Below are 20751 nucleotides of genomic sequence, written 5' to 3'. Positions count from 1 at the left end.
TTACACTATTCAAAATAGATGAAGTTCTAAAAAGAGGAGACATTAATAAAAATGGAGAAATCAATGTCATCGAATGCACCAAAAAAAGCCGTAGAAATGAGCAATGATGAAATTGATGACCATATATATAACGCAATTGTAGATGCTATTTTAAATCGACAACTCGCTCCGGGCGCACGTTTAGTTGAAGCACCTTTATGTGAAGCATTTGGTGTAACGCGAGGAGTGTTAAGACGTGTTTTCGTTAAACTTGCACATGATAAGGTTATTGAAATTCAGCCCAATCGTGGGGCACTCATCGCAAAACATAGTGCAAATGAAACAAAAGAAGTCTTTGAAGCACGCAGCATGCTTGAAATCGCCACTGTAAAAAAACTAGCACAAAAGTCTCATCACCTAGATTTTAGTGAGCTTCGGACTTTAGTAGAACAAGAGTCGGATGAGCGTTTAGCTGGAAATTGGGCCGAGTGGATTAAGCTATCAGGTCAATTTCATTTAAAGCTGATTGAAGCTAATCAAAATTCGATCATGTCCAGTTATTTGCAGACGCTTATTGCGAGGACTTCGTTATTAATTGGATTGTATGAAATTCCAAAACATAATAATTGTTCGGCAGATGAACACCGTGCAATTTTAGATGCCATTGAACAAGGTGATGAAAAACGAGCAACTCAATTGATGGAAGAACATTTAGAACACTACGCGACGACATTTATTGAAGAAAACAGTACAGTATCTGCCGAGCAAAATTTAATAAATTTATTTAAAAATAAGAAAATTGAAACACCTCAAACTAATTAAAAATCTGGGCCAATTCCTATAGAAAAGGCCCGGATTGGTTATTTTATGGGAATGATTTGACGTGTTAAAAAATCAATAAATAGTTTTACTTTCTTCGATAGAATCTTACGGTTTGGCCATGTGACATATAGGTGAAGCGGCTGACTGGTGTAGTCCTCCAAACATTTCTGTAACTTACCCTCTTTGTAATAAGGTTCTGCAATAAACTCTGGAAGAAAAACAATACCGTGATCTTTTAAACACATATCCAATAATAGTTCACCATTATTACACGTCATCACAGGGAAACAATTAAAAGACACTTCTTTCTGATCTTTTTGAAAAATCAATTTTTTATGTCGGCTATCTTGATAGTAAATTAGAAACTTATGTTCTTTAAGTTCTTCTAAAGAAGTAGGTAATCCATGTTGATTGAAATATTCAGGTGTTGCATATAAATAACGTTGATAGGTATTTAAAATTTTACTATTTGCCAAACTTGGCGCAGATCCATCTAAGCGTATGGTCAGATCAAATTTGTGTTGATTCACATCTAATAGCTGATCTGTCATAAACAAATCAATTTTAATACTGGGATATTTCTCAATAAAGTCTGAAATGATATGTTGAAGGAAGATGTTGCTAAAAGACATGGGCGTATTGAGCTTGAGTTCGCCTTCGGGATATTGCTGGTTATAGCTAATCTCGTAAGTTGCCCATTCAAATTCACTCAATATAACCTTGCAATGTTGGTAAAATTTTTCCCCACAACTGGTCAGATTCATTTGTCTGGTTGTTCGATTTAATAGCGTTGTTTTTAAATCATTTTCGAGGTAGCAAACACGTTTGGCTACCAAATCACGAGAAATATCGAGTGCTCTAGCTGCGCTACTAAAATTCCCATGTTCTACGACACTTACAAAAGTGGAAATACAGTCTAATCGATCCATGGATAACTAAAAATTAAAAAATATATATCCATGATTAAACTATAAAAATTAAAAAGCAATCATTGATTTGATTGTATCCATACAGGATACAGATTCGAGCTGTTTTGCTGTCTATGTTTTTACATTTTTATTTGTTTTGATAATAACCAGTAGGCAATTTTAAAAGCCTTATATAATGAATAATGGAGTTTAGACGTGAATAAATCACTTTTAGAACAACTATCACCAACCAATTGTCAGGTTATTTTTATTGATCACCAGCCGCAAATGGCTTTTGGGGTACAGTCAATAGATCGCCAAGTATTAAAGAATAATACTGTAGGGTTAGCAAAAGCAGCTAAAACATTCAATATTCCTGTCACCATTACCACGGTTGAAACTGAAAGCTTCTCTGGTCATACCTACCCAGAACTTTTAGATGTATTTCCAGATGCTCCTTTACTAGAACGTACTTCAATGAATTCATGGGATGATCAAAAAGTACGGGATTCGCTTGCAAGAAATAATCGTAAAAAAGTGATTGTTTCAGGTTTGTGGACTGAAGTGTGCAATAACACCTTTGCTTTTGGCGCCATGCTTGAAGGCAATTATGAGATTTATATGGTCGCAGATGCTTCAGGCGGTACATCGAAAGAAGCACATGACTACGCCATGCAGCGCATGATTCAGGCAGGTGTGGTTCCAGTAACTTGGCAACAAGTATTACTCGAATGGCAGCGTGATTGGGCACACCGTGATACATACGATGCAGTTATGGCGATTGTACGTGAGCATTCTGGTGCTTACGGTATGGGTGTGGACTATGCCTATACGATGGTACATAAGGCACCTGAGCGTACAACATCAAAACATGAAGTACTTGCACCCGTTCCTGCAAAATAAAACAGTACTGATTTAGATAAAGGTATGTCTAGTATTCAATATTTAAGTGATATTAATACAGATATATCTTTATTTTTTTAGAACGATAATTCACAAGAATGGAGTTCAGAATGACCGAAATAAACCTCATACTTAAAAACGGTAAAATCACAACACTAGATCCTCAAAACCCCGAAGTACAAGCAATTGCGATTGCAGATGGTAAAGTCGTCCACACGGGTACAACTGATGAGGTTATGAAACTCGCAACTCCAACAAGTAAAGTTGTAGACTTAAATGGTCGACGCGTTATACCGGGTCTAAATGACAGTCATCTGCATATTATTCGTGGGGGCCTCAATTACAATATGGAGCTGCGCTGGGAAGGTGTGCCATCCGTTGCCGATGCATTACGCTTACTCAAGGAACAAGCAGACGATACGCCAGCTCCACAATGGGTTCGTGTCGTAGGCGGTTGGACTGAATTCCAGTTTGCCGAAAAGCGTTTACCGACTTTAGAAGAAATTAATAAAGCTGCGCCAGATACTCCAGTATTCGTTTTACATCTATATGCCAGTGCCATGCTCAACCGAGCTGCCCTTGATGTATTAGGTTTTAATAAAGACACACCGGACCCGCCGGGTGGCAAGATTGCAAGAGATGAAAAAGGTGAGCCAACAGGACTGTTGCTCGCAACGCCATCCGCTATGATTTTATATTCGACCTTAGGTAAAGCACCGAAATTGCCAGTTGAAGACCAAATCAACTCAACTCGTCATTTCATGCGTGAATTAAACCGATTAGGTATTACTTCAGCAATTGATGCAGGTGGTGGCGGTCAAAACTATCCTGAAGATTATGATGTGATTAAGCAATTGCACGATCAAAATCAAATGACAGTGCGAATTGCTTATAACCTATTTGCTCAAAAGGCAGGCCAAGAGCTTGATGATTATCGCCGTTGGACAGAAATGACATTCCCGGGCGATGGTGATGAATTATTTAGAATGAATGGAGCAGGTGAGAACCTGACGTGGTCAGCGGGTGACTTTGAAGATTTCTATGAGCCACGTCCAGATTTACCAGAAAAAATGGAAGGTGAACTCGAAGCTATTGTAGAGCACTTGGCTGAAAAGAAATGGCCATTCCGTATTCATGCAACCTATGATGAAAGTATTAATCGTTTGCTCAATGTCTTTGAGCGCGTCAATTCAAAACAGCCATTTGCAACTCGATTTATTATTGACCATGCCGAAACTGTATCTGAGCGTAATATCGAACGTATTGGTGCGTTGGGCGGTGGTATCGCCATTCAACACCGTATGGCATATCAAGGTGAGATTTTCGTAAAACGCTATGGTGCCGAAGCTGCCCAAGCAACGCCACCAGTCAAGAAAATGTTAGAACTCGGTGTACCTGTGGGTGCGGGAACGGATGCGACTCGTGTTGCATCTTATAACCCTTGGGTGTGTTTGTATTGGCTGACTACAGGTAAAACAGTTGGTGGGTTACCTTTGTATGATGAAAAAAATTTATTAGACCGTCAAACAGCACTTAAACTTTGGACTAAAGGTTCAGCTTGGTTCTCTGGTGAAAAAGATGTCAAAGGTTCACTCACAGCAGGGGAACTTGCCGACTTAGTTGTGCTGTCAGATGACTACTTTAAAGTTGAAGCAGAAGATATCCAGTGGATTGAGTCTGTACTCACTGTTTTAGGCGGAAAAGTGGTATATGCAGGTGCAGAGTTTAAGCAAGATGATCTGCCGTTACCGCCTGCATCTCCAACATGGTCGCCAGTAAAACGTTTTGGCGGTCAGTGGCGTTTATCCGAAAACCGTAATGCACCATCGAATCAATCATTACAGTCACAAAGTGCATTGTGTGAATGTGCTAGCAGCTGTGGAATGCATGGACACAGCCACGCTTGGATGCTTGATGTTCCTGTAAATGATAAGGACAAAAAATCTTTCTGGGGCGCACTCGGGTGCTCGTGTTTTGCATTTTAAATAAACCAGTATGGGACCTGCCTCATTAAATGGCTTGTTTCCTTAAGGTATGTACGATGAAAATGTACTTGTTATCTTTGGCTGTAGGATTGCTTGTTGGTGTCTTATATTATGTTTTAAATGTTAAGTCACCAGCTCCACCTCTTGTTGCATTAGTCGGTTTATTAGGCATGGTAATAGGAGAGCAATTGCTTCCTTTTATCAAATCTTATTTTTAATCCGTTTCATTCAAAAAAAGCTAAACGGTGCCATGCCATTTAGCTTTTTATATTAATAAGTATCTTCAATTACTTTATACGACGGCCTTGCTCATCAATAATGATTTCACCATCTTCTTTTGCAAAATAGCCTAAGTTTTGTGAATCTAAAATGTCCAGTACAATCTCAGAAGGGCGGCAAAGTCGAGTACCTTTTTGTGTAACTACAAATGGGCGATTAATTAAAATTGGATATTGCACCATAAAATCAATTAACTGTTCATCAGTCCAATGGCCTTGTTCTAACTCTAAATCTTTATAGGGTTCAACATTTTTACGAATTGCTTCACGTACAGTTAGGTTTGAGTCCTTAATGAGTTGGATTAGTTCATCTGTACTTGGTGGTGTTTGCAAATATTCAATAACGATAGGTTCAATTCCTGCATGACGAATAAGCGCCAATGTATTGCGTGAGGTTCCGCAAGCAGGGTTATGGTAAATCTTCACTAGCTCAGTCATGACAAATTTATCGATGAATTAAGATATTGCATTTATATATGGATATCCGTATATTTGCAATAACGAATATATTCTGTTGAAGATATGATCAACCAAGTCGATTTCTTTAAATGTCTATCTGACCAAACTCGGTTAAATATTCTTAAATTAGTTCTAAATAAACAAAATATTTGTGTCTGTGAGCTAACCGAACAGCTTGAGTTGAGCCAACCGAAAATTTCTAGACACTTAGCTTTGTTACGAACTCATGGCGTATTATTGGATGAAAGAAAAGGCCAGTGGGTCTATTACAGCTTAAATCCTGATTTACCTGTTTGGGCTTTAGATATTTTAAAGGTGATAGAAAATGACGAGAGTGAGACGAGAGGAAAACAACAAGGTCAGCCTTTCATCACGACAACGTGTTGTGATTAATCTTCCTAGATTTCCGTCTTTAAAATTCAGATTTTCTTAGCATAAGTGCATAAGTCATTTGTGTGTATTGAGCAAAATTAATCAATTCTTTCTTCGAGTAGAACATGACTAAACAAGGGCTTTCCTTTTTAGATCGAAACCTGACGCTATGGATTTTTATAGCAATGGCTTTAGGTTTAGCGATTGGAGTTTTCTTTCCTCAGGCATCTGTGTCTTTAAATGAATTAAGTGTAGATAACGTTAATATTCCAATCGCAATCGGTTTGGTTTTAATGATGTATCCGCCATTGGCAAAAGTGGACTATGCGGCTTTACCAGAAGTATTTAAGGATAAGAAAACCTTAACTTTATCTTTGGTACAAAACTGGATTATTGCTCCAGTTTTAATGTTTATCCTTGCGATTGTTTTTTTGCATAGCTACCCGGAGTATATGACGGGCCTTATTTTGATAGGCTTGGCACGTTGTATTGCAATGGTTTTGGTTTGGAATGGTCTTGCTTGTGGTGACAATCAATATGTTGCAGCTTTGGTCGCCTTTAACAGTTTTTTTCAGATTTTATTTTTTAGTACCTATGCATGGTTGTTCTTAACTTTCTTGCCGCCATATTTTGGTGTGGCAGGACAAGTGATTGATGTCAATTTCTGGACCATCACACATGCTGTTTTGGTGTATTTGGGTATTCCATTTTTAATGGGGTTTTTAACTCGTTTGATTTTAGTTAAATCAAAAGGGTTAAATTGGTATCAAACCAAGTTTTTACCAAAAATTAGTCCATTAAGTTTAGTCGCGTTACTCTTTACCATTGTGGCGATGTTTAGTCTAAAAGGTGGCGATGTGGTGAGTTTACCTTTAGATGTATTACGTATTGCGATTCCACTCACGATTTACTTTGTCGTAATGTTCTTTATTAGCTTCTTTATGAGTAAACGGATGGGGAATAACTACCCACGTACCGCTGCTATTTCATTTACCGCGGCAGGTAATAACTTTGAGTTGGCTTTAGCTGTAGCTATTGCAACTTTTGGTTTAGCATCACCTGTAGCATTTACCACAGTGATTGGACCATTGGTTGAAGTACCCGTTTTAATTTCACTCGTCACCGTTTCGCTTTGGTTAAAGAAAAAGTATTACTCTTAAAATCGTAAAATTTATTTGAACTATTTTTTGCTAAAAATGACTTTAAAAAGTACCTTTATATAGGCATTTTTATTGCCTAGCTTTTACACTTAGGTCATTGTAGGTAATAGTTTTTGCATGAGTTCAATGAAGTTTGACACTTTAGCTGAGTTTTCATTTTCTCGTGTAATTAAGTAAATAGGCGCATTTAGTTTTATCGAATCATCAAACTCGCGATAGACGATTTCATGGTCCCAAAAGTTATGCATTGAAGCGGGCACAATACTAATTCCAATACCGGCAGCCACTAAATTGAGGGTCGCAGTAGGGCGCGGCGCTTCTTGAATAATACGCGGACTAAAACCTGCCTGATAGCAGCTATATAAAATATTGTCATATAAACCTTGCCCAGAAGAGCGACGGTATAAAACAAAATTTTCCTCTGACAAGTTACTTAAACTAATTTTTTTCTTCTGTGTAAGCGGATGGCCGATAGGTAAGGCCACCACCATTGGCTCATCTAATATATGAAGATGCTTCAAACCAATATCTCGGCTAATCGGCGCTCTTAAAAAAGCAATATCAAGTTTTTCTGAAATTAACCAGTCCAGTTGCTTTTGACTGCCTGCTTCTTCAAGTTTGGTTTGCACAGCAGGATACATTTCCCGATATGAACGTAATACGAGTGAAATGAGCGGATGCAAACCTGCGGAACTTGTAAAGCCAATATTGAGTTGTCCAGTTTTACCTTGGCTAACATCTTGGACCAATTTAGGAATATGGCGGGCATGTTCTAATAAAAGTTGTGCTTCTTTAAATAATGCTAAACCTGCTTCCGTCGGTTCAATCCCGCGCGGTTGACGAATAAGTAACTGTGTACCGAGTTCTTGTTCAAGTTTTTTAAGTAAACGCGTTAAAGGTGGCTGTTGAATAAACAAACGGTTTGCTGCATGAGTAATATTTCTTTCTTCAACCACCACTACAAAGGCATGAAGCTTATATAAATCGAGCATAGGAATACCTTTAGGGTATGGTTAATGAAAATAAAAGCATTTGTAGATATATCATAAAAGTATCATTCTATCTTGGTCGGATAAAGTGAAAAGTAACGAAAATGAACCATGTTGAGATTGCCGTGCAGAAGGATACCGTTCCTACTTGCACAGAGTTATTTTTAGGTTTTTTAACATTAGGTTTAATTGGATTTGGTGGTGTGCTGCCTTTAGCCCGTAAAGTTATTGTAGAGCAAAGGCATTGGTTAAGCCCTGAAAAATTCACTGAGTTACTTGGTCTGTGCCAATTTTTACCGGGCGGCAATATTATTAATTTATCGGTTGCGATTGGCATGGAGTTTCGCGGTGTCCGTGGAGCAGTGAGCTCACTGATTGGTTTAATCTTCGCACCTACCGTAATTGTTGTACTTTTACATTATGTCTATGAGCAGTTCCAAGACAACTTAATGGTTAAGCACCTTTTTGAAGGTTTAGGAGCAGCAGCAGCAGGGCTTCTGGTTGCCACAGGTCTGAAAATGCTTAAGCCTTTATTACGTAATCCATTAGCAATCTGTGTTGTAGTGGCGGCAATTGTCAGCATTGCCTTTCTAAAAATTCCTTTACTTTTGACTATGCTGATTTTACTTGCGTTTTATTCAGCCATCATTTGGAGACGTGTGTAATGGGTGCCGTACTACTTACTTTAGCAATCATTTTTACTCAGTTGTCTCTTATCGCATTTGGTGGTGGGAATACGATTTTGCCCGAAATGCAACGTCAAGTGGTTGATATCCATCACTGGATGACGGCACAAGAATTTAGCGCGTTGTTTGCCATGGCACAAGCTGCACCTGGTCCAAATATGATGATTGTACCGTTGGTAGGGTGGCATGTAGCAGGGTTGTCTGGCCTACTTGTGACGTCTACTGCTAAATTTTTACCATCATCTCTTATTACTGTATTTGTGATGAGAGGCTGGTCAAAATTCAAAGATAAGAAATGGCGCCGTGTTTTACAGCTTGCTTTACAACCTGTCACTGTGGGGACTGTGCTTGCCAGTGCATGGATTATTTCTGAAGCAGCGGCAATAAATACTTTACTTATCATTATGGTAGTCATTGCAACTTTATTATCTTTAATTAAAAAAGTTCATCCATTGCATGTTTTGATTGCTGGGGCTGTATTTGGTGTGGTCTTACTCTAGTTTAACCAGTTTGCCGACCTGCGCTGGGATGAGTTCAGGTTGGCTTTTTTTATTGAAGAAATAATAAAATCTAAAAAACCGATTAAATATATAAAAACATACTGTTTTACCTATTCATTGTTTTAACGTACTATGCATCTATTGAAAGAATTTGGATGTATTGGAGTAAAAAACAGATGTTAGATCAAAACATTAAAACTCAATTAAAAGCTTACCTAGAACGTTTAGAAAGTCCAATCGAATTAGTTGCTGCTTTAGATGAATCAGATAAAGCTGCTCAAATTAAAGAATTAGTAACTGAAATCGCTGAGCTTTCTGACAAGGTAACAGCCCGTTTTGATGGTAACAATACACGTCGTCCAAGCTTTGGTGTGGCTAAAGCAGGTGAACAGCCTCGTGTATTCTTTGCAGGCTTACCAATGGGCCATGAGTTTACCTCTTTGATCTTGGCTTTGTTACAAGTGTCTGGCTATGCACCTAAAGTGTCGGATGAAGTTTTAAATCAGATTAAAGGCTTAAACCTCAAAGCCAACTTTGATGTATTCGTATCATTAAGCTGTCATAACTGTCCGGATGTGGTACAGGCGCTTAACCTGATTGCCATTTATAATCCGAACACCACTGCAACCATGATTGATGGTGCATTCTTCCAAGACGAAGTGGAACAACGCAAAATCATGGCTGTACCGATGGTATTCCAGGACAATGAACACATTGGTCAAGGTCGTATGACGCTTGAAGAGATTGTGGCAAAACTTGATACCAACTCTGCTGAAAAAGACGCAGCAGCACTCAATGCCAAAGATGCGTTTGATGTATTGGTGATTGGTGGTGGACCTGCGGGTGCAACAGCTGCAATCTATGCGGCACGTAAAGGCATTAACACAGGTATCGTCGCTGAACGCTTTGGTGGTCAGGTCATGGACACCATGGACATTGAAAACTTCACTTCTGTGCAAAAGACTCAAGGTCCTAAGTTTGCTGCCGAGATGGAAGCACATGTTCGTGAATACGATGTGGATATCATGAACCTGCAACGTGTCAGCAAAATCACTGGTGCAGACCAAACAGCAAATGGCTTGGTTGAAGTTGAACTTGAAAACGGTGCAAAACTTGAATCGAAAACTGTAATCCTTTCAACAGGTGCACGTTGGAGAGAAATGAATGTACCGGGTGAAGCTGAATACCGTACCCGTGGTGTAGCGTACTGCCCACACTGTGATGGTCCATTGTTCAAAGGCAAACGTGTTGCCGTGATTGGTGGCGGTAACTCAGGTGTTGAAGCAGCGATTGACCTTGCAGGTATTGTTGAGCATGTGACTTTAGTTGAGTTTGACACTAAACTTCGTGCTGACCAAGTCTTGCAAAACAAGTTAAACAGCTTGCCAAACACCACTGTGATTATGAATGCATTAAGCACAGAAGTGTTAGGCGACGGTTCACAAGTAACCGGTCTTAAATATAAAGACCGTGCAACTGATGAAGAGCATGTGGTAGAGCTTGCAGGGATCTTTGTACAGATTGGTTTACTTCCAAACACTGACTTCTTAAAAGACAGTGAGGTTGAATTAACCAACCGTGGAGAGATCATTGTCAATGACCGCAACGAAACCAATGTAAAAGGTGTATTTGCTGCGGGTGACTGTACGACTGTACCGTACAAGCAGATCATTATTGCTACAGGTGAAGGCGCTAAAGCATCACTCTCTGCGTTTGATTACATTATTCGTTCTGGGCAGTAAAATCTAACCTAAAACAAAAGAGCCAAAGGATATCCTTTGGCTCTTTTTATTTTTTATGGTTTATACAAACCATGTTCAACTAAATGCTCTCGTAAAATACGACGTAGTTCTAATACGGCTTGTGGTGTTAACTGAATAGAGTGTCCACCCGGTAGAACTTTCTCAGATTTAGCACCTTCTAAGTGAGCACTTTTATAAGGAACAATACCATCGGTAATTACATTTGGATCATCACTTTTGGTAATGTTGCCCATAATTGAGTGGAAGATTAACCCTTGATGTGGATTAATATTCTCAGTGAGTTCAATAAATTTAGATTGATGGCTTAAGTCGCTTGGTCCATTTTGAATCAGGCCATTATCAATATTATTCAAGAAATCTTTAATATCTAAATTTTCTGTGGTGAGTGAAGTTGCAACAGCTGATAAAAAAGCACCCGGTAAGCGGATAATTTTACGCGCAGCTAATGTGAACCAACGATCGGCATAATCTGTACCTCGGTGTGGCGATGCCAAGAAAATTGCACGATCAAAGTTACTAATTGAATGCATTTGCAACCGTTCCGTCACCATAGGGTGTTTCTTAAAACGGTTTTGCTGACGGATCGTCATCATCTCCAAGGCAGGTTTAGTAATATCAGCATCACTTACAAGTAAACGGCTAATAATTCCTCCCATACTATGACCCACAAGCACAGCATCATGCGCAGCAGGATCACTTGGGTTTAACGAACCGAACGCTTGTTTTAAGAGTGCATAAATCTGGAACCGGCTTTCCAGAATTGGCATATTGGTCGAGTAGAAAACTTGCCAAACTTGATAGTTATCTCTTAAAACAGTATCGCCCATGACATCGTTAGTGAGTGCAATCCATGCCTCAGGACTACTTGCCAAACCATGGACCAACACAATAATTTTTTTGTTTGGATTATAAGGTTCAAGCATATATAAATGCGGCATGGTTAAGTGCTGATCACGATCAATCAAGCTTAAATAAGCCGCTACACCTAGGTTGTTTTCAGCTAACCACAGACCATAAGGAGCTGAGAAGTTTGCAGCTAAAGGATATTGCTTACCAGCGACATTAATATTATCGGTTCGATAAGGATCATAAACCCGAATTACAAATTCTGGGTCATTAATAATTTCTTGAACGGTTTTGGCATGTTTAGGCTCTGCAACAATAGTTGCCGCTAAATAACGTGCATGGTGAATATTAGGATTTACACCATTTTTATAGCTGTAATTAAGTGGATCTAAAATGTATTCATTAATGTCTTCTTTGCCTGAACTTGGGAAGACAGCTACAAATTCGGAACCGAAACCATCACGACGGTTGATTGTTCTTAAACCTGAGAAATTTAAGTTATAACTTGAAATTAATTTTTCTAATTTTTGGCCAGATAATTGTCTATGAAACTCAAAATCAATTGAATATACACTCTTACCAATATGGATTTGTGGCTCTACCACATTTTTTTGTGGATACCTTAAATCATACACACTGACCATTTTGGCAATCGCTTGATTATAGAAGTCGCGTATCTGAACTTGTCTATTATCAAAAATACGATCAGTTGGCTGACGTTTTGTAGAAAACAGATAAGCATAGCTATAACGGATACTCTTATCGAGTAGACTTAACTGTTGATCTAAGCATTCATCATATTTATTTTGAATAACTTTTTGTTCTTCAGTTGGCTTATGTTTAGTGAAACGACTAATTTTACATTCAGAAGAATCTGACAAAGCCATTGCTTTCGCCAGATACATTTCACTTGCAGCCGATAACAGCTGTTCATCTAAAATTTGGGGCAGATTTTTAAGTTGATTAACACAAGTATCTGGGGAGTCTGTACAGGCCTTAGCTTCTTGCCCTGACATGGACAAAACATTAAGACTTGCTTCACTTAGTTTATCTTGGGTAAGAATACTATTACGCTCATTTGCAATAGTAACGTTGAGAGCTTGTTGCTTAACATTGACGACCTGACATCCACTCAGGATTGAACCGAGGAGTATGACCGTGAAGAGCGCTGAGTTTCTTTTTCTAACAAACATTATGGTCAAATATGTGGATCAGTAATATGCTGATCATACAAATTTTAAAGTATTTTTCAATTGATCAAACATAAAAAAAGGGCTGTCAAATCAGCCCTTTTTTAAAGTTTAAGTGCTTACTTTTTTGTAGCTGCGCTTGGGGTAGCAGAAGACATAGCAGGGTTTGTTAAAACTTGCCATACATTCCAGCGACCTTGTTTTTCAATTTCTTGAATTAAACGGTCTGCTACTTCAGCTTCATCAGGGTATTTAACCTTGTAATTTTTTAAAGTCTGAATCGCATTTTTCTTTTGTTCCATTGCTATATAGTTATTTGCAGCGGCTAAATATGCTTCCTGAACATTACCTTTAATAGCTTTATCTAAATACGGAATAGCCTCACGTTGACCACCGCCTTCAGACAAACCAAAACCAAACCAGAAATTCGCTTCAGCATCATCTGGATTAATTTTTAAAAGTCTTTGTGCATATTCTAAAGACTTAGTGGTATGAGCAGTACCTAAATCAAGGTTACGGGCAAGTACACTTGCTTTAAAAGCACGAATAAGAATATCAAATGAAGCATCTGGATTAGCAGCTAAAGTATCTAAGCGCTGAGTAACTTCCTTAAGTTTGCTTTCAAAGCCTTTACGTTCTTGACGATCAGTAAAACGAGGTGGATAGTGACGCGCTTTACCTTCAACAAGTTGTAAGAAGTCATCAATTTCAGTTACATCAATTTCATTATCGCCCGCTAAAACTGCGTACTTCATTGAACGTTGTGAGTTGTTGACTGTAGGTACAATCAGTTTATTCGTATCTAATGTAAGTGTTTTGGTTGGATCGTCCTGACGAGTTACAACCATTTTGGTTACAGGCTGTGCAGCAGCTTCTTTTAAAGCAACTTCAAATGCAGGCGGAGCATCATAATTAAATGGGTTTAATGCATAAAATGGAGGTGTAAGCTCTGGTTCCTTAAAAACAAACGGCTCAATTTTTTGTTCTTTTACAGGTGCCATGGTACACGCTGTTAAACTTGAGGTCGCAAGAAGGATATATGCCAAAGGCTTAAAATTCATAGGATCTTCCGTTCATTTTATAAAGTTAAATAAGGTACAACAAGTCTAGGAAAACCTAAACCGACATGCAAGGGTAAGCGTGTTACATTATGAATCAAGAATATTACGTTTTTGATGTCTTGTTCTGCGCACCGCATTCACGGCGAACTTCTTCAAGAATTTTTAGCTCTTCATCACTAAAAGGCTGTTCATCTTGACTTTCTTTTTTGAAAGTTGGGTCAAGTTCGGACAAACGCTGGCACAAATTATTCATACGCGTTTCATTGTGCTGAATACGGTCAAGTAAAACTCGCATTCCTTCTAAAATTGGGTCAGATTGATCAGCAGTAGTCGCATACGGAGCAAAACCAATACTTTGTGCATAATCACGGCGACGTTCTTCATCTTTATCTTTAGTTTTGTCGGCATCTTTATAGATATAACGTGCAGGGTTACCAACAGCTGTTACACCAGCAGGAACTGCTTTTGTGACTACCGCATTTGAACCAACTTTGGCGCCTTTACCTACCGTAAATGGACCTAAGATTTTCGCACCAGCACCGACAACCACGCCATCTTCTAAAGTTGGGTGACGCTTACCTTTATTCCAAGTCGTACCACCTAAGGTAACACCGTGGTATAGCGTTACATCATCACCAATTTCAGCAGTTTCACCAATTACAACGCCCATGCCATGATCGATAAAGAAGCGTTTGCCGATTTTAGCACCAGGGTGAATTTCAATACCCGTTGCAAAACGACTAAATGACGAAACAAAACGGGCGGTACCTTTACAATCTTTTTTCCACAATTCATGTGCAAGCCTATGCAAAAGTAAAGCATGTATACCTGGGTAAGTGGTAAGTACTTCGAGTGTATTTCGTGCAGCAGGATCTCGCGCGAATACAGCCTGTATATCTTCTTTAAGCTGTTTAAGCATTGGATTGATCCTCCTTGTCCGATGATGCTTTTTTCCATTTGCCGCTTGTGAGGGCTTGGACTCGACTAAAAATACCGCGAAGTAAATGATATTCCATACGATCTAATTGTATACGACCAAATAAACGACGCAAGCGTAAAGGTAGTAAACGTGGATTTTCTGGATCTAAAAATTCAATTTCGGTGAGCATTTTTTCCAAATGAGGGTAGAACTCTTCCATTTGCTGCTGAGTCACTAACGGCTCATCCCATTGCATGCTTTGACCTTGAGCAAGCGGCATTTGCCCAGCATCAGAAGCAACTTCTTTTTGCTCTAATACCGACATACGAAGTTCATAACAAACTACTTGAATCGCTTGAGCAACGTTAAGTACACCATAGTCCGAGTTTACAGGAATAGTAAGGTGATAATTTGCCAAAGCCAATTCTTCATTGGTTAAACCGCGGTCTTCACGTCCAAAAACGATCGCAATTTGTTGTCCTTGAGCAGCTGCCTTGATTGCTTCTTTGGAAGCAGGGCGAACATCTAACAAAGGCCATGGAATAGTACGGCTTCTTGCACTTGTTCCGAAAACTAAATGGCAATCTTTAATTGCTTCTTCGAGTGTTTCAACAATTTCAACCTGTTCTAATAAATCTTGTGCACCAGCAGCAAGCGCCTGAATATCTGAATGTGGATAGGTTTTTGGTGAAACCAGAACCAACTTACTCAAGCCCATCGTTTTCATTGCGCGTAAAGCACTGCCAATATTAGCCGGTAAAGTGGTATTGACCATAACAATACGCACTTGTGCTAATTGTTTTGACACGGCGGTGTCGTCAAACAAACTCATAAGATTTCCAGAAATTACGAATATTGAGAAACTTCGCTTTGGTATGAATCCAATGCATCATCAATAGTCATGTCCACAGGAGGTGAGGCAACAGGTTGTGGACGAACAGGTTCTGCTGCTTTAGCTGCCTTAGATTTTACCTGATATTCAATATGAATATTATCCTTACCAAAGTAATCTCTTAGTTTGGCAAGAAGTTCATCTAAAGGAGCGACTTTCCATTGTGGGCCAAGCTGAAGCTCAGCCTGAGCATATGGTTGGTCAATCTGTAACTGTATTGCAATATGCTGATGCATATCGACATTACAATACGGCAATAATATATTTTGTAGATCTTTTGCCAAACTTGGTTGCAATAGATCATGGGTTAATTTGATTTGAATACTATTGGCACGTTTTTGTCTGATTTCATTTAAGCTAAACGCTTTGTTCAAGCGTCCCATTGGACGATCAAAACCTTCACGCTCATAGATCTCGCCTTCAAAGACGACTACGCGCTCAACTTGAATAATATCTTTAAAGCGTTGGAAACGTTCGTGGTTACAGCTGACTTCAATACGCGCTGTTCCGTCGTCAAGTACAATAACAACACGGTTTGGGAAATTCGCTACATCAAGGACAAGTCCTGCATAAACAGTCGTTACACCGCGACGAGTTGCGGTAATTTCATTAAGTTTTGCAGGAATAAACGCTTTGAGTTCTTGACGATAAACATCAATTGGGTGACCTGTTAAATATAGTCCAAGTGTATCTTTTTCGCCTTTGAGACGAACTTCATCACTCCATGGCTTAACAGGTTTAGCTGGTTTACGTTGAACTTCTTCAACTTCACCAAATAAGTCCATAATACCGCTTTCACGGTTACTACGTGCCTGTTCGGCAGCTTGCACAGCTTCTGGCAATTGAGCCATTAAACTTGAACGTTCAATACCTAAACAATCAAGCGCACCAGCACGGATAAGTGCTTCTAAGGTTCGTTTATTGATTTTTTTCAAATCAATACGATGGCAGAAATCGAATAGGTCAGTATAAGGTCCTTGTTGGCGACGTGAGTCAATAACAGACTGCATTGCCTGTTCACCAACACCTTTAATTGCCCCTAAACCATAGACAATGGTTTTATCATCGCTCGCATGGAAATGATAAGTCGACATATTGACTGATGGCGGTAAGACCTCGAGACCGTTATTTCGGCAGTCATCAATCAAAAATACGACACTGTCAGTGTTCTGCATTTCCGATGACATTACTGCTGCCATAAATTCGGCAGGATAGTGGGCTTTTAACCATGCTGTATGGTATGCAACAAGCGCATAGGCTGCGGCATGTGATTTGTTAAAACCATAGCCTGCGAACTTTTCCATATAGTCGAAGATATGGTTGGCTGTGCTTTCATCAATGCCTTTTTGTCCAGCACCCTCAAGGAAGATTTGGCGCTGTTTCACCATTTCTTCAGGTTTCTTTTTACCCATTGCACGGCGGAGCAAGTCAGCGCCACCGAGTGTGTAACCTGCACAAATCTGTGCAGTTTGCATTACCTGTTCTTGGTAAACCATAATCCCGTAGGTTGGTTCTAATACACCTTCAAGCAATGGATGAAGATACTCAAATTCTCCACCATGCATACGGTGAATAAAGTCTGGGATCAGATCCATCGGACCCGGACGATATAAAGATACGAACGCGATAATTTCTTCGAATTTACTTGGACGCGCTTCTTTAAGCATTCGTTTCATACCGACGGATTCAAACTGGAATACCGCGGTTGTATTTGCATCAGCAAAGACAGAATAAGCTTTAGGGTCGTCAAGAGGGACGTGCGAAATGTTTAAAGGGTCATTGCTATCGCGGTTTTTATTAATATTTTGGATAGCATCTTCAATAACGGTTAAGTTACGTAAGCCCAAGAAGTCGAATTTTACGAGACCTGCAGCTTCTACATCATCTTTATCGTACTGTGCTACACGGTTAGTACCGTCTGCGTCACAAAGCACAGCAGAGAAGTCGGTAATTTTACCGGGTGCAATAACAACACCACCGGCATGTTTACCTGTATTTCTGGTAATACCTTCTAACTTTAATGCCATTTCCCAAATTTCGCTGGCATCATCATTATCTGGGTTGGAAGGGTTGGTAACAATATCTTTAAGCTGAGGTTCCATTTCAATCGCAGTTGCCAAATCCACACCAAGTGGCTTAGTTGGAACCATTTTTGAAATACGGTCAGCTAGACCATAAGACTTCCCTAAAACGCGGGCAACGTCACGAATCGCACCTTTCGCAGCCATCGTACCGAACGTTGCAATCTGAGACACCGCTTCACGGCCATAAGTACGTGATACATAATCGATCACACGGTCACGACCTGCGATACAGAAATCGACGTCAAAGTCGGGCATCGATACACGTTCCGGGTTTAAGAAACGTTCGAAGAGTAGGTCATAACGAAGTGGATCAAGATCTGTAATTTTTAAGCTATAAGCTACTAATGAACCTGCACCTGAACCACGGCCCGGTCCAACAGGGACACCATTGTTTTTCGCCCATTGAATGAAGTCCATGACAATCAGGAAGTAACCAGGGAATCCCATTTTCAGGATGATTCCGACTTCATAATCTATTCGTTCATCATATGGTTTACGAATTTCAGGCCAGTCTTCACCACGCTTTTCGACAGGGTAAAGGTAATTTAAGCGCTCTTCCAAACCTTCTTTTGATAAGTGCTCAAAATAGGTATCGATGGTAAAACCATCAGGAATTGGATACTCAGGTAAAAAGTAAGTACCGAGCTTTAAAGTGACATTACAGCGTTTAGCGATTTGATAGGTGTTTTCAATAGCACTAGGAATATCTGAGAACAGTTCAATCATTTCATCAGAAGTTTTGAAATATTGCTCTGGGCTATATAAGCGTGGACGTCGATCATCTGCTAAAACGTAACCATCTGCAATACATACACGAGCTTCGTGCGCTTCGAAATCTTCTTTTTCAATAAAGTGCACATCGTTGTGTGCAACAACACCAATATTATATTTAGCTGCAAGTTTGGCAGCTTCTTGAATAAAGTCTTCTTCGCCAGGACGATCAGTACGTGTTAAGGCTAGATAAACACGATTACCAAACTTTTCGATCCACTCTTCAAGTAAAGGTTCTGCTTTTTGCGGGTTAGATGAGCAAAGCATTTGCCCAACATCACTATGTTGGCCAAGTAAAACAATAATATCTTGATGCTGCTCTAGGACCCATTCTTTTTGTACACAAGGGATACTGAGTTGTTGACCTTCAATAAAGCCACGCGAAACAATTTCGGTCAGTCCTTTCCATCCAATATCACTCATTGCAAGCAAAGTTGCACGATGTTGGGCATCATTAAGACGGATTGTACTACCCAAAATTGGCTTAATGCCTTTCTTAAGGCAAGAGTTATAAAACTTTACAGCAGCATGAAGGTTAGATAAGTCGGTAAGTGCCAGCGCAGGCATTTCATCCTTTACCGCAGTCTTGACCAAGTCGGGTATGCGAACAATCGACTCTGTAATCGAAAATTCTGTGTAAATACCGAGATGAACAAACTGCATAAACCAATCCTTAATGCGACCGCAGCATAGTTTAACACGCAAAGTTCAAACGAAATGCTTAATATTTTGGCAACTGTTATGGATTTTAGTATTTAAACAGAAGGTTGAGAACACGAAAGTGAAGGATTGATCAAAGTTGTTCTTTTATTTTTAAATAGAAAATTAAAGCGAATAAAAAGAACCAGCCCAAATTGATTTGGGCTGGTTAGAAATTTTAGTACTGCCAGAACATGCGTTGAATTTCTTTCGCATCGTTGGTTTTGGTAAGTGCCAGCGCTGCAAGAAGACGCGCTTTTTGAGGATTCAAATCATGAGCTGCTACCCAACCATATTTAGAGTCAGGTTGTTCTGCATCACGTAATACAAAACCTTGTGGAACGCGCGATGAGCGGATAATTTGAATACCGTTTTTGTCATGAAGGTTTTGTAATGTTGGAACGATATATTTCGCTACAGAACCATTACCTGTACCTGCATGAATAATCGCTTTAGCGCCAGCTTTTGCATATGCTTCATAAGCATCAGGAAGCATAGAGTCAGAACCATAAACGATTTGTACTGTTGGAAGAGCATCACCTTTAATATTTTCAATATTAAATTCTGAAGCATTGGTATGACGTTTAACAGATTGTCTAAACCAATATGGTTTGCCTTCAACAAGTGTACCCAAAGCACCCCATTGGCTTACAAAAGCATTTGTATGAATGTTGATGCCTTTAGTTACATCACGAGCAGCAAAAATAGAGTCGTTCATGAGAACCATAACGCCTTTATTTTTTGCATCATCAGAAGCGGCCAATGCAACAGCACTATAAAGGTTAAGTGGACCATCTGCTGAAAGAGCAGTTGATGGGCGCATTGAGCCAACAAGTACGATTGGTTTATCAGTATGAACAACAAGATTTAAGAAAAATGCTGTTTCTTCTAAAGTATCTGTACCGTGTGTAATCACAACGCCATTTACAGTTGGCTTTTTAACAAGTTCATTTACTTGACGAGCAATTTGTAATAATTCCTTGTCAGTAATACTTTCAGAAGCTACTTGTAATGCTTGGATACCAGATACATTTGCCAAATCTTGAATTTGAGGAACTGCATTGATTAAAGCATCAACTGGAACTTTTGCTGCTGTATAAGTTGCACTATTTGCTGAGCTTGCGCCAGCACCAGCAATGGTACCGCCAGTAGCGACAACAACAACATTGTTTTTTGCGTAAAGTGGGAGAGAGCAGGCTAATAAGCCCATCGCTAAACCGAAAGATTTAACAGTTTTAGTCAACATCGAAAATATCCTTATGAAGTGACGAAGTATAAAGTTTGCCGAATACGCCTGCTTTTCCTAAGCAAAATACATACCATGTAAAACATATCCGTAACTTGTTTGAATAAAAGCATCCTTGAATATCATTTTGTTTCGACAACAATCATTTAAACATTGCTTTTATTCAGCGCTAATAAATATCATGAAAAAAATAAAAAATCTATTAAGTTTTTCTAATTTATCTGAATTTATTTACTTTT

General features: G+C 39.3%; 18 protein-coding genes. 9 read left to right on the top strand and 9 right to left on the bottom strand.

The genetic code is table 11. The features are described from left to right. The first annotated feature begins 51 nt into the window (after positions 1–51). Positions 52–801: a GntR family transcriptional regulator gene (locus KNQ97_RS01820; RefSeq protein ID WP_253611709.1), complete on the top strand. Its 750-nt coding sequence runs from the start codon at positions 52–54 to the stop codon at positions 799–801. A gap of 38 nt (positions 802–839) precedes the next feature. Here KNQ97_RS01820 and KNQ97_RS01815 read toward each other — a convergent pair whose 3' ends face one another. Then, positions 840–1730 (bottom strand): LysR family transcriptional regulator, encoded by an 891-nt coding sequence (locus KNQ97_RS01815; protein WP_000375417.1) that lies wholly within the window; start codon positions 1728–1730, stop codon positions 840–842. A 195-nt stretch (positions 1731–1925) separates the two neighbouring features. Between KNQ97_RS01815 and KNQ97_RS01810 the strand changes: the two genes are divergently transcribed. The 3 genes from KNQ97_RS01810 to KNQ97_RS01800 all read left to right on the top strand — a co-directional run bounded on the left by KNQ97_RS01810 (position 1926) and on the right by KNQ97_RS01800 (position 4815). Further along, positions 1926–2612 carry a hydrolase gene (locus KNQ97_RS01810; protein WP_002049459.1) on the top strand — a complete coding sequence of 229 codons (687 nt, stop codon included), beginning with the start codon at positions 1926–1928 and terminating at the stop codon, positions 2610–2612. 110 nt (positions 2613–2722) lie between these two features. Next, positions 2723–4597 carry an amidohydrolase gene (locus KNQ97_RS01805; protein WP_253611708.1) on the top strand — a complete coding sequence of 625 codons (1875 nt, stop codon included), beginning with the start codon at positions 2723–2725 and terminating at the stop codon, positions 4595–4597. 56 nt (positions 4598–4653) lie between these two features. After that, entirely contained in the window at positions 4654–4815 is a 162-nt protein-coding gene (locus tag KNQ97_RS01800) for a DUF1427 family protein (RefSeq protein ID WP_000784879.1), read from the top strand. A gap of 69 nt (positions 4816–4884) precedes the next feature. Here KNQ97_RS01800 and arsC read toward each other — a convergent pair whose 3' ends face one another. Next, positions 4885–5313, bottom strand: a complete 429-nt coding sequence (gene arsC, locus KNQ97_RS01795) for an arsenate reductase (glutaredoxin) (RefSeq protein WP_002061368.1) — start codon at positions 5311–5313, stop codon at positions 4885–4887. An 84-nt stretch (positions 5314–5397) separates the two neighbouring features. On the opposite strand from arsC, the gene KNQ97_RS01790 reads away from it, so the two are divergent. Together KNQ97_RS01790 and arsB are read left to right on the top strand one after the other, a co-directional pair. Next, the gene (locus KNQ97_RS01790) at positions 5398–5727 is read left to right on the top strand and encodes a metalloregulator ArsR/SmtB family transcription factor (RefSeq protein WP_071226309.1); all 330 of its coding nucleotides are present in this window, start codon (positions 5398–5400) and stop codon (positions 5725–5727) included. A 104-nt stretch (positions 5728–5831) separates the two neighbouring features. Beyond that, positions 5832–6866, top strand: coding sequence for an ACR3 family arsenite efflux transporter (gene arsB / locus KNQ97_RS01785; RefSeq protein WP_253611707.1), 1035 nt, complete (start codon positions 5832–5834; stop codon positions 6864–6866). 89 nt (positions 6867–6955) lie between these two features. Here the strand turns inward: arsB and KNQ97_RS01780 are convergent, their stop codons facing one another. Further along, on the bottom strand, positions 6956–7858 hold the full coding sequence (locus KNQ97_RS01780; RefSeq protein WP_000886379.1) for a LysR family transcriptional regulator: 903 nt from the start codon (positions 7856–7858) through the stop codon (positions 6956–6958). Positions 7859–7959: 101 nt separating this feature from the next. On the opposite strand from KNQ97_RS01780, the gene KNQ97_RS01775 reads away from it, so the two are divergent. From KNQ97_RS01775 to ahpF, 3 genes are all read left to right on the top strand, one after another. Further along, entirely contained in the window at positions 7960–8520 is a 561-nt protein-coding gene (locus KNQ97_RS01775) for a chromate transporter (protein ID WP_001017021.1), read from the top strand. Continuing rightward, positions 8520–9041, top strand: coding sequence for a chromate transporter (locus KNQ97_RS01770; RefSeq protein WP_000501457.1), 522 nt, complete (start codon positions 8520–8522; stop codon positions 9039–9041). Before KNQ97_RS01775 ends, KNQ97_RS01770 begins: the two co-directional genes overlap by 1 nt. 176 nt (positions 9042–9217) lie before the next feature. Further along, positions 9218–10783 carry an alkyl hydroperoxide reductase subunit F gene (gene ahpF, locus KNQ97_RS01765; RefSeq protein WP_000886807.1) on the top strand — a complete coding sequence of 522 codons (1566 nt, stop codon included), beginning with the start codon at positions 9218–9220 and terminating at the stop codon, positions 10781–10783. A 53-nt stretch (positions 10784–10836) separates the two neighbouring features. Here ahpF and KNQ97_RS01760 read toward each other — a convergent pair whose 3' ends face one another. From KNQ97_RS01760 to KNQ97_RS01735, 6 genes are all read right to left on the bottom strand, one after another. Then, positions 10837–12843 (bottom strand): triacylglycerol lipase, encoded by a 2007-nt coding sequence (locus KNQ97_RS01760; protein ID WP_253611706.1) that lies wholly within the window; start codon positions 12841–12843, stop codon positions 10837–10839. A 116-nt stretch (positions 12844–12959) separates the two neighbouring features. Beyond that, a complete protein-coding gene (locus KNQ97_RS01755; protein WP_001009738.1) occupies positions 12960–13901 on the bottom strand; it encodes an ABUW_2363 family tetratricopeptide repeat lipoprotein in 942 nt (313 codons plus the stop codon). Positions 13902–14004: 103 nt separating this feature from the next. Further along, complete coding sequence (cysE, locus tag KNQ97_RS01750) at positions 14005–14820, bottom strand: serine O-acetyltransferase (protein WP_000917698.1); 816 nt, start codon at positions 14818–14820, stop codon at positions 14005–14007. Further along, positions 14813–15652: an RNA methyltransferase gene (locus tag KNQ97_RS01745; protein ID WP_253611705.1), complete on the bottom strand. Its 840-nt coding sequence runs from the start codon at positions 15650–15652 to the stop codon at positions 14813–14815. Before KNQ97_RS01745 ends, cysE begins: the two co-directional genes overlap by 8 nt. A 14-nt stretch (positions 15653–15666) precedes the next feature. After that, positions 15667–19230 (bottom strand): DNA polymerase III subunit alpha, encoded by a 3564-nt coding sequence (gene dnaE / locus KNQ97_RS01740; RefSeq protein WP_001160984.1) that lies wholly within the window; start codon positions 19228–19230, stop codon positions 15667–15669. Between the two features lie 214 nt (positions 19231–19444). Then, positions 19445–20512, bottom strand: a complete 1068-nt coding sequence (locus tag KNQ97_RS01735; RefSeq protein ID WP_000956445.1) for a type II asparaginase — start codon at positions 20510–20512, stop codon at positions 19445–19447. Between the last annotated feature and the right edge of the window lie 239 nt (positions 20513–20751).

Source organism: Acinetobacter sp. UC24323 (genome assembly GCF_024151445.1).
Lineage (GTDB): Bacteria > Pseudomonadota > Gammaproteobacteria > Pseudomonadales > Moraxellaceae > Acinetobacter > Acinetobacter baumannii.
This window is presented reverse-complemented; position numbering and strand designations above follow the sequence as displayed.

Excerpts from the sequence above, each read along its gene's own strand:
- KNQ97_RS01735 (WP_000956445.1), bottom strand. The coding sequence starts at position 20,512 with ATGTTGACTAAAACTGTTAAATCTTTCGGTTTAGCGATGGGCTTATTA.
- KNQ97_RS01770 (WP_000501457.1), top strand. The coding sequence starts at position 8,520 with ATGGGTGCCGTACTACTTACTTTAGCAATCATTTTTACTCAGTTGTCT.
- cysE (WP_000917698.1), bottom strand. The coding sequence starts at position 14,820 with ATGCTTAAACAGCTTAAAGAAGATATACAGGCTGTATTCGCGCGAGAT.
- KNQ97_RS01800 (WP_000784879.1), top strand. The coding sequence starts at position 4,654 with ATGAAAATGTACTTGTTATCTTTGGCTGTAGGATTGCTTGTTGGTGTC.
- arsB (WP_253611707.1), top strand. The coding sequence starts at position 5,832 with ATGACTAAACAAGGGCTTTCCTTTTTAGATCGAAACCTGACGCTATGG.
- KNQ97_RS01820 (WP_253611709.1), top strand. The coding sequence starts at position 52 with ATGGAGAAATCAATGTCATCGAATGCACCAAAAAAAGCCGTAGAAATG.
- dnaE (WP_001160984.1), bottom strand. The coding sequence starts at position 19,230 with ATGCAGTTTGTTCATCTCGGTATTTACACAGAATTTTCGATTACAGAG.
- KNQ97_RS01755 (WP_001009738.1), bottom strand. The coding sequence starts at position 13,901 with ATGAATTTTAAGCCTTTGGCATATATCCTTCTTGCGACCTCAAGTTTA.
- KNQ97_RS01805 (WP_253611708.1), top strand. The coding sequence starts at position 2,723 with ATGACCGAAATAAACCTCATACTTAAAAACGGTAAAATCACAACACTA.
- KNQ97_RS01760 (WP_253611706.1), bottom strand. The coding sequence starts at position 12,843 with ATGTTTGTTAGAAAAAGAAACTCAGCGCTCTTCACGGTCATACTCCTC.
- arsC (WP_002061368.1), bottom strand. The coding sequence starts at position 5,313 with ATGACTGAGCTAGTGAAGATTTACCATAACCCTGCTTGCGGAACCTCA.
- KNQ97_RS01775 (WP_001017021.1), top strand. The coding sequence starts at position 7,960 with ATGAACCATGTTGAGATTGCCGTGCAGAAGGATACCGTTCCTACTTGC.
- KNQ97_RS01815 (WP_000375417.1), bottom strand. The coding sequence starts at position 1,730 with ATGGATCGATTAGACTGTATTTCCACTTTTGTAAGTGTCGTAGAACAT.
- KNQ97_RS01780 (WP_000886379.1), bottom strand. The coding sequence starts at position 7,858 with ATGCTCGATTTATATAAGCTTCATGCCTTTGTAGTGGTGGTTGAAGAA.
- ahpF (WP_000886807.1), top strand. The coding sequence starts at position 9,218 with ATGTTAGATCAAAACATTAAAACTCAATTAAAAGCTTACCTAGAACGT.
- KNQ97_RS01790 (WP_071226309.1), top strand. The coding sequence starts at position 5,398 with ATGATCAACCAAGTCGATTTCTTTAAATGTCTATCTGACCAAACTCGG.
- KNQ97_RS01745 (WP_253611705.1), bottom strand. The coding sequence starts at position 15,652 with ATGAGTTTGTTTGACGACACCGCCGTGTCAAAACAATTAGCACAAGTG.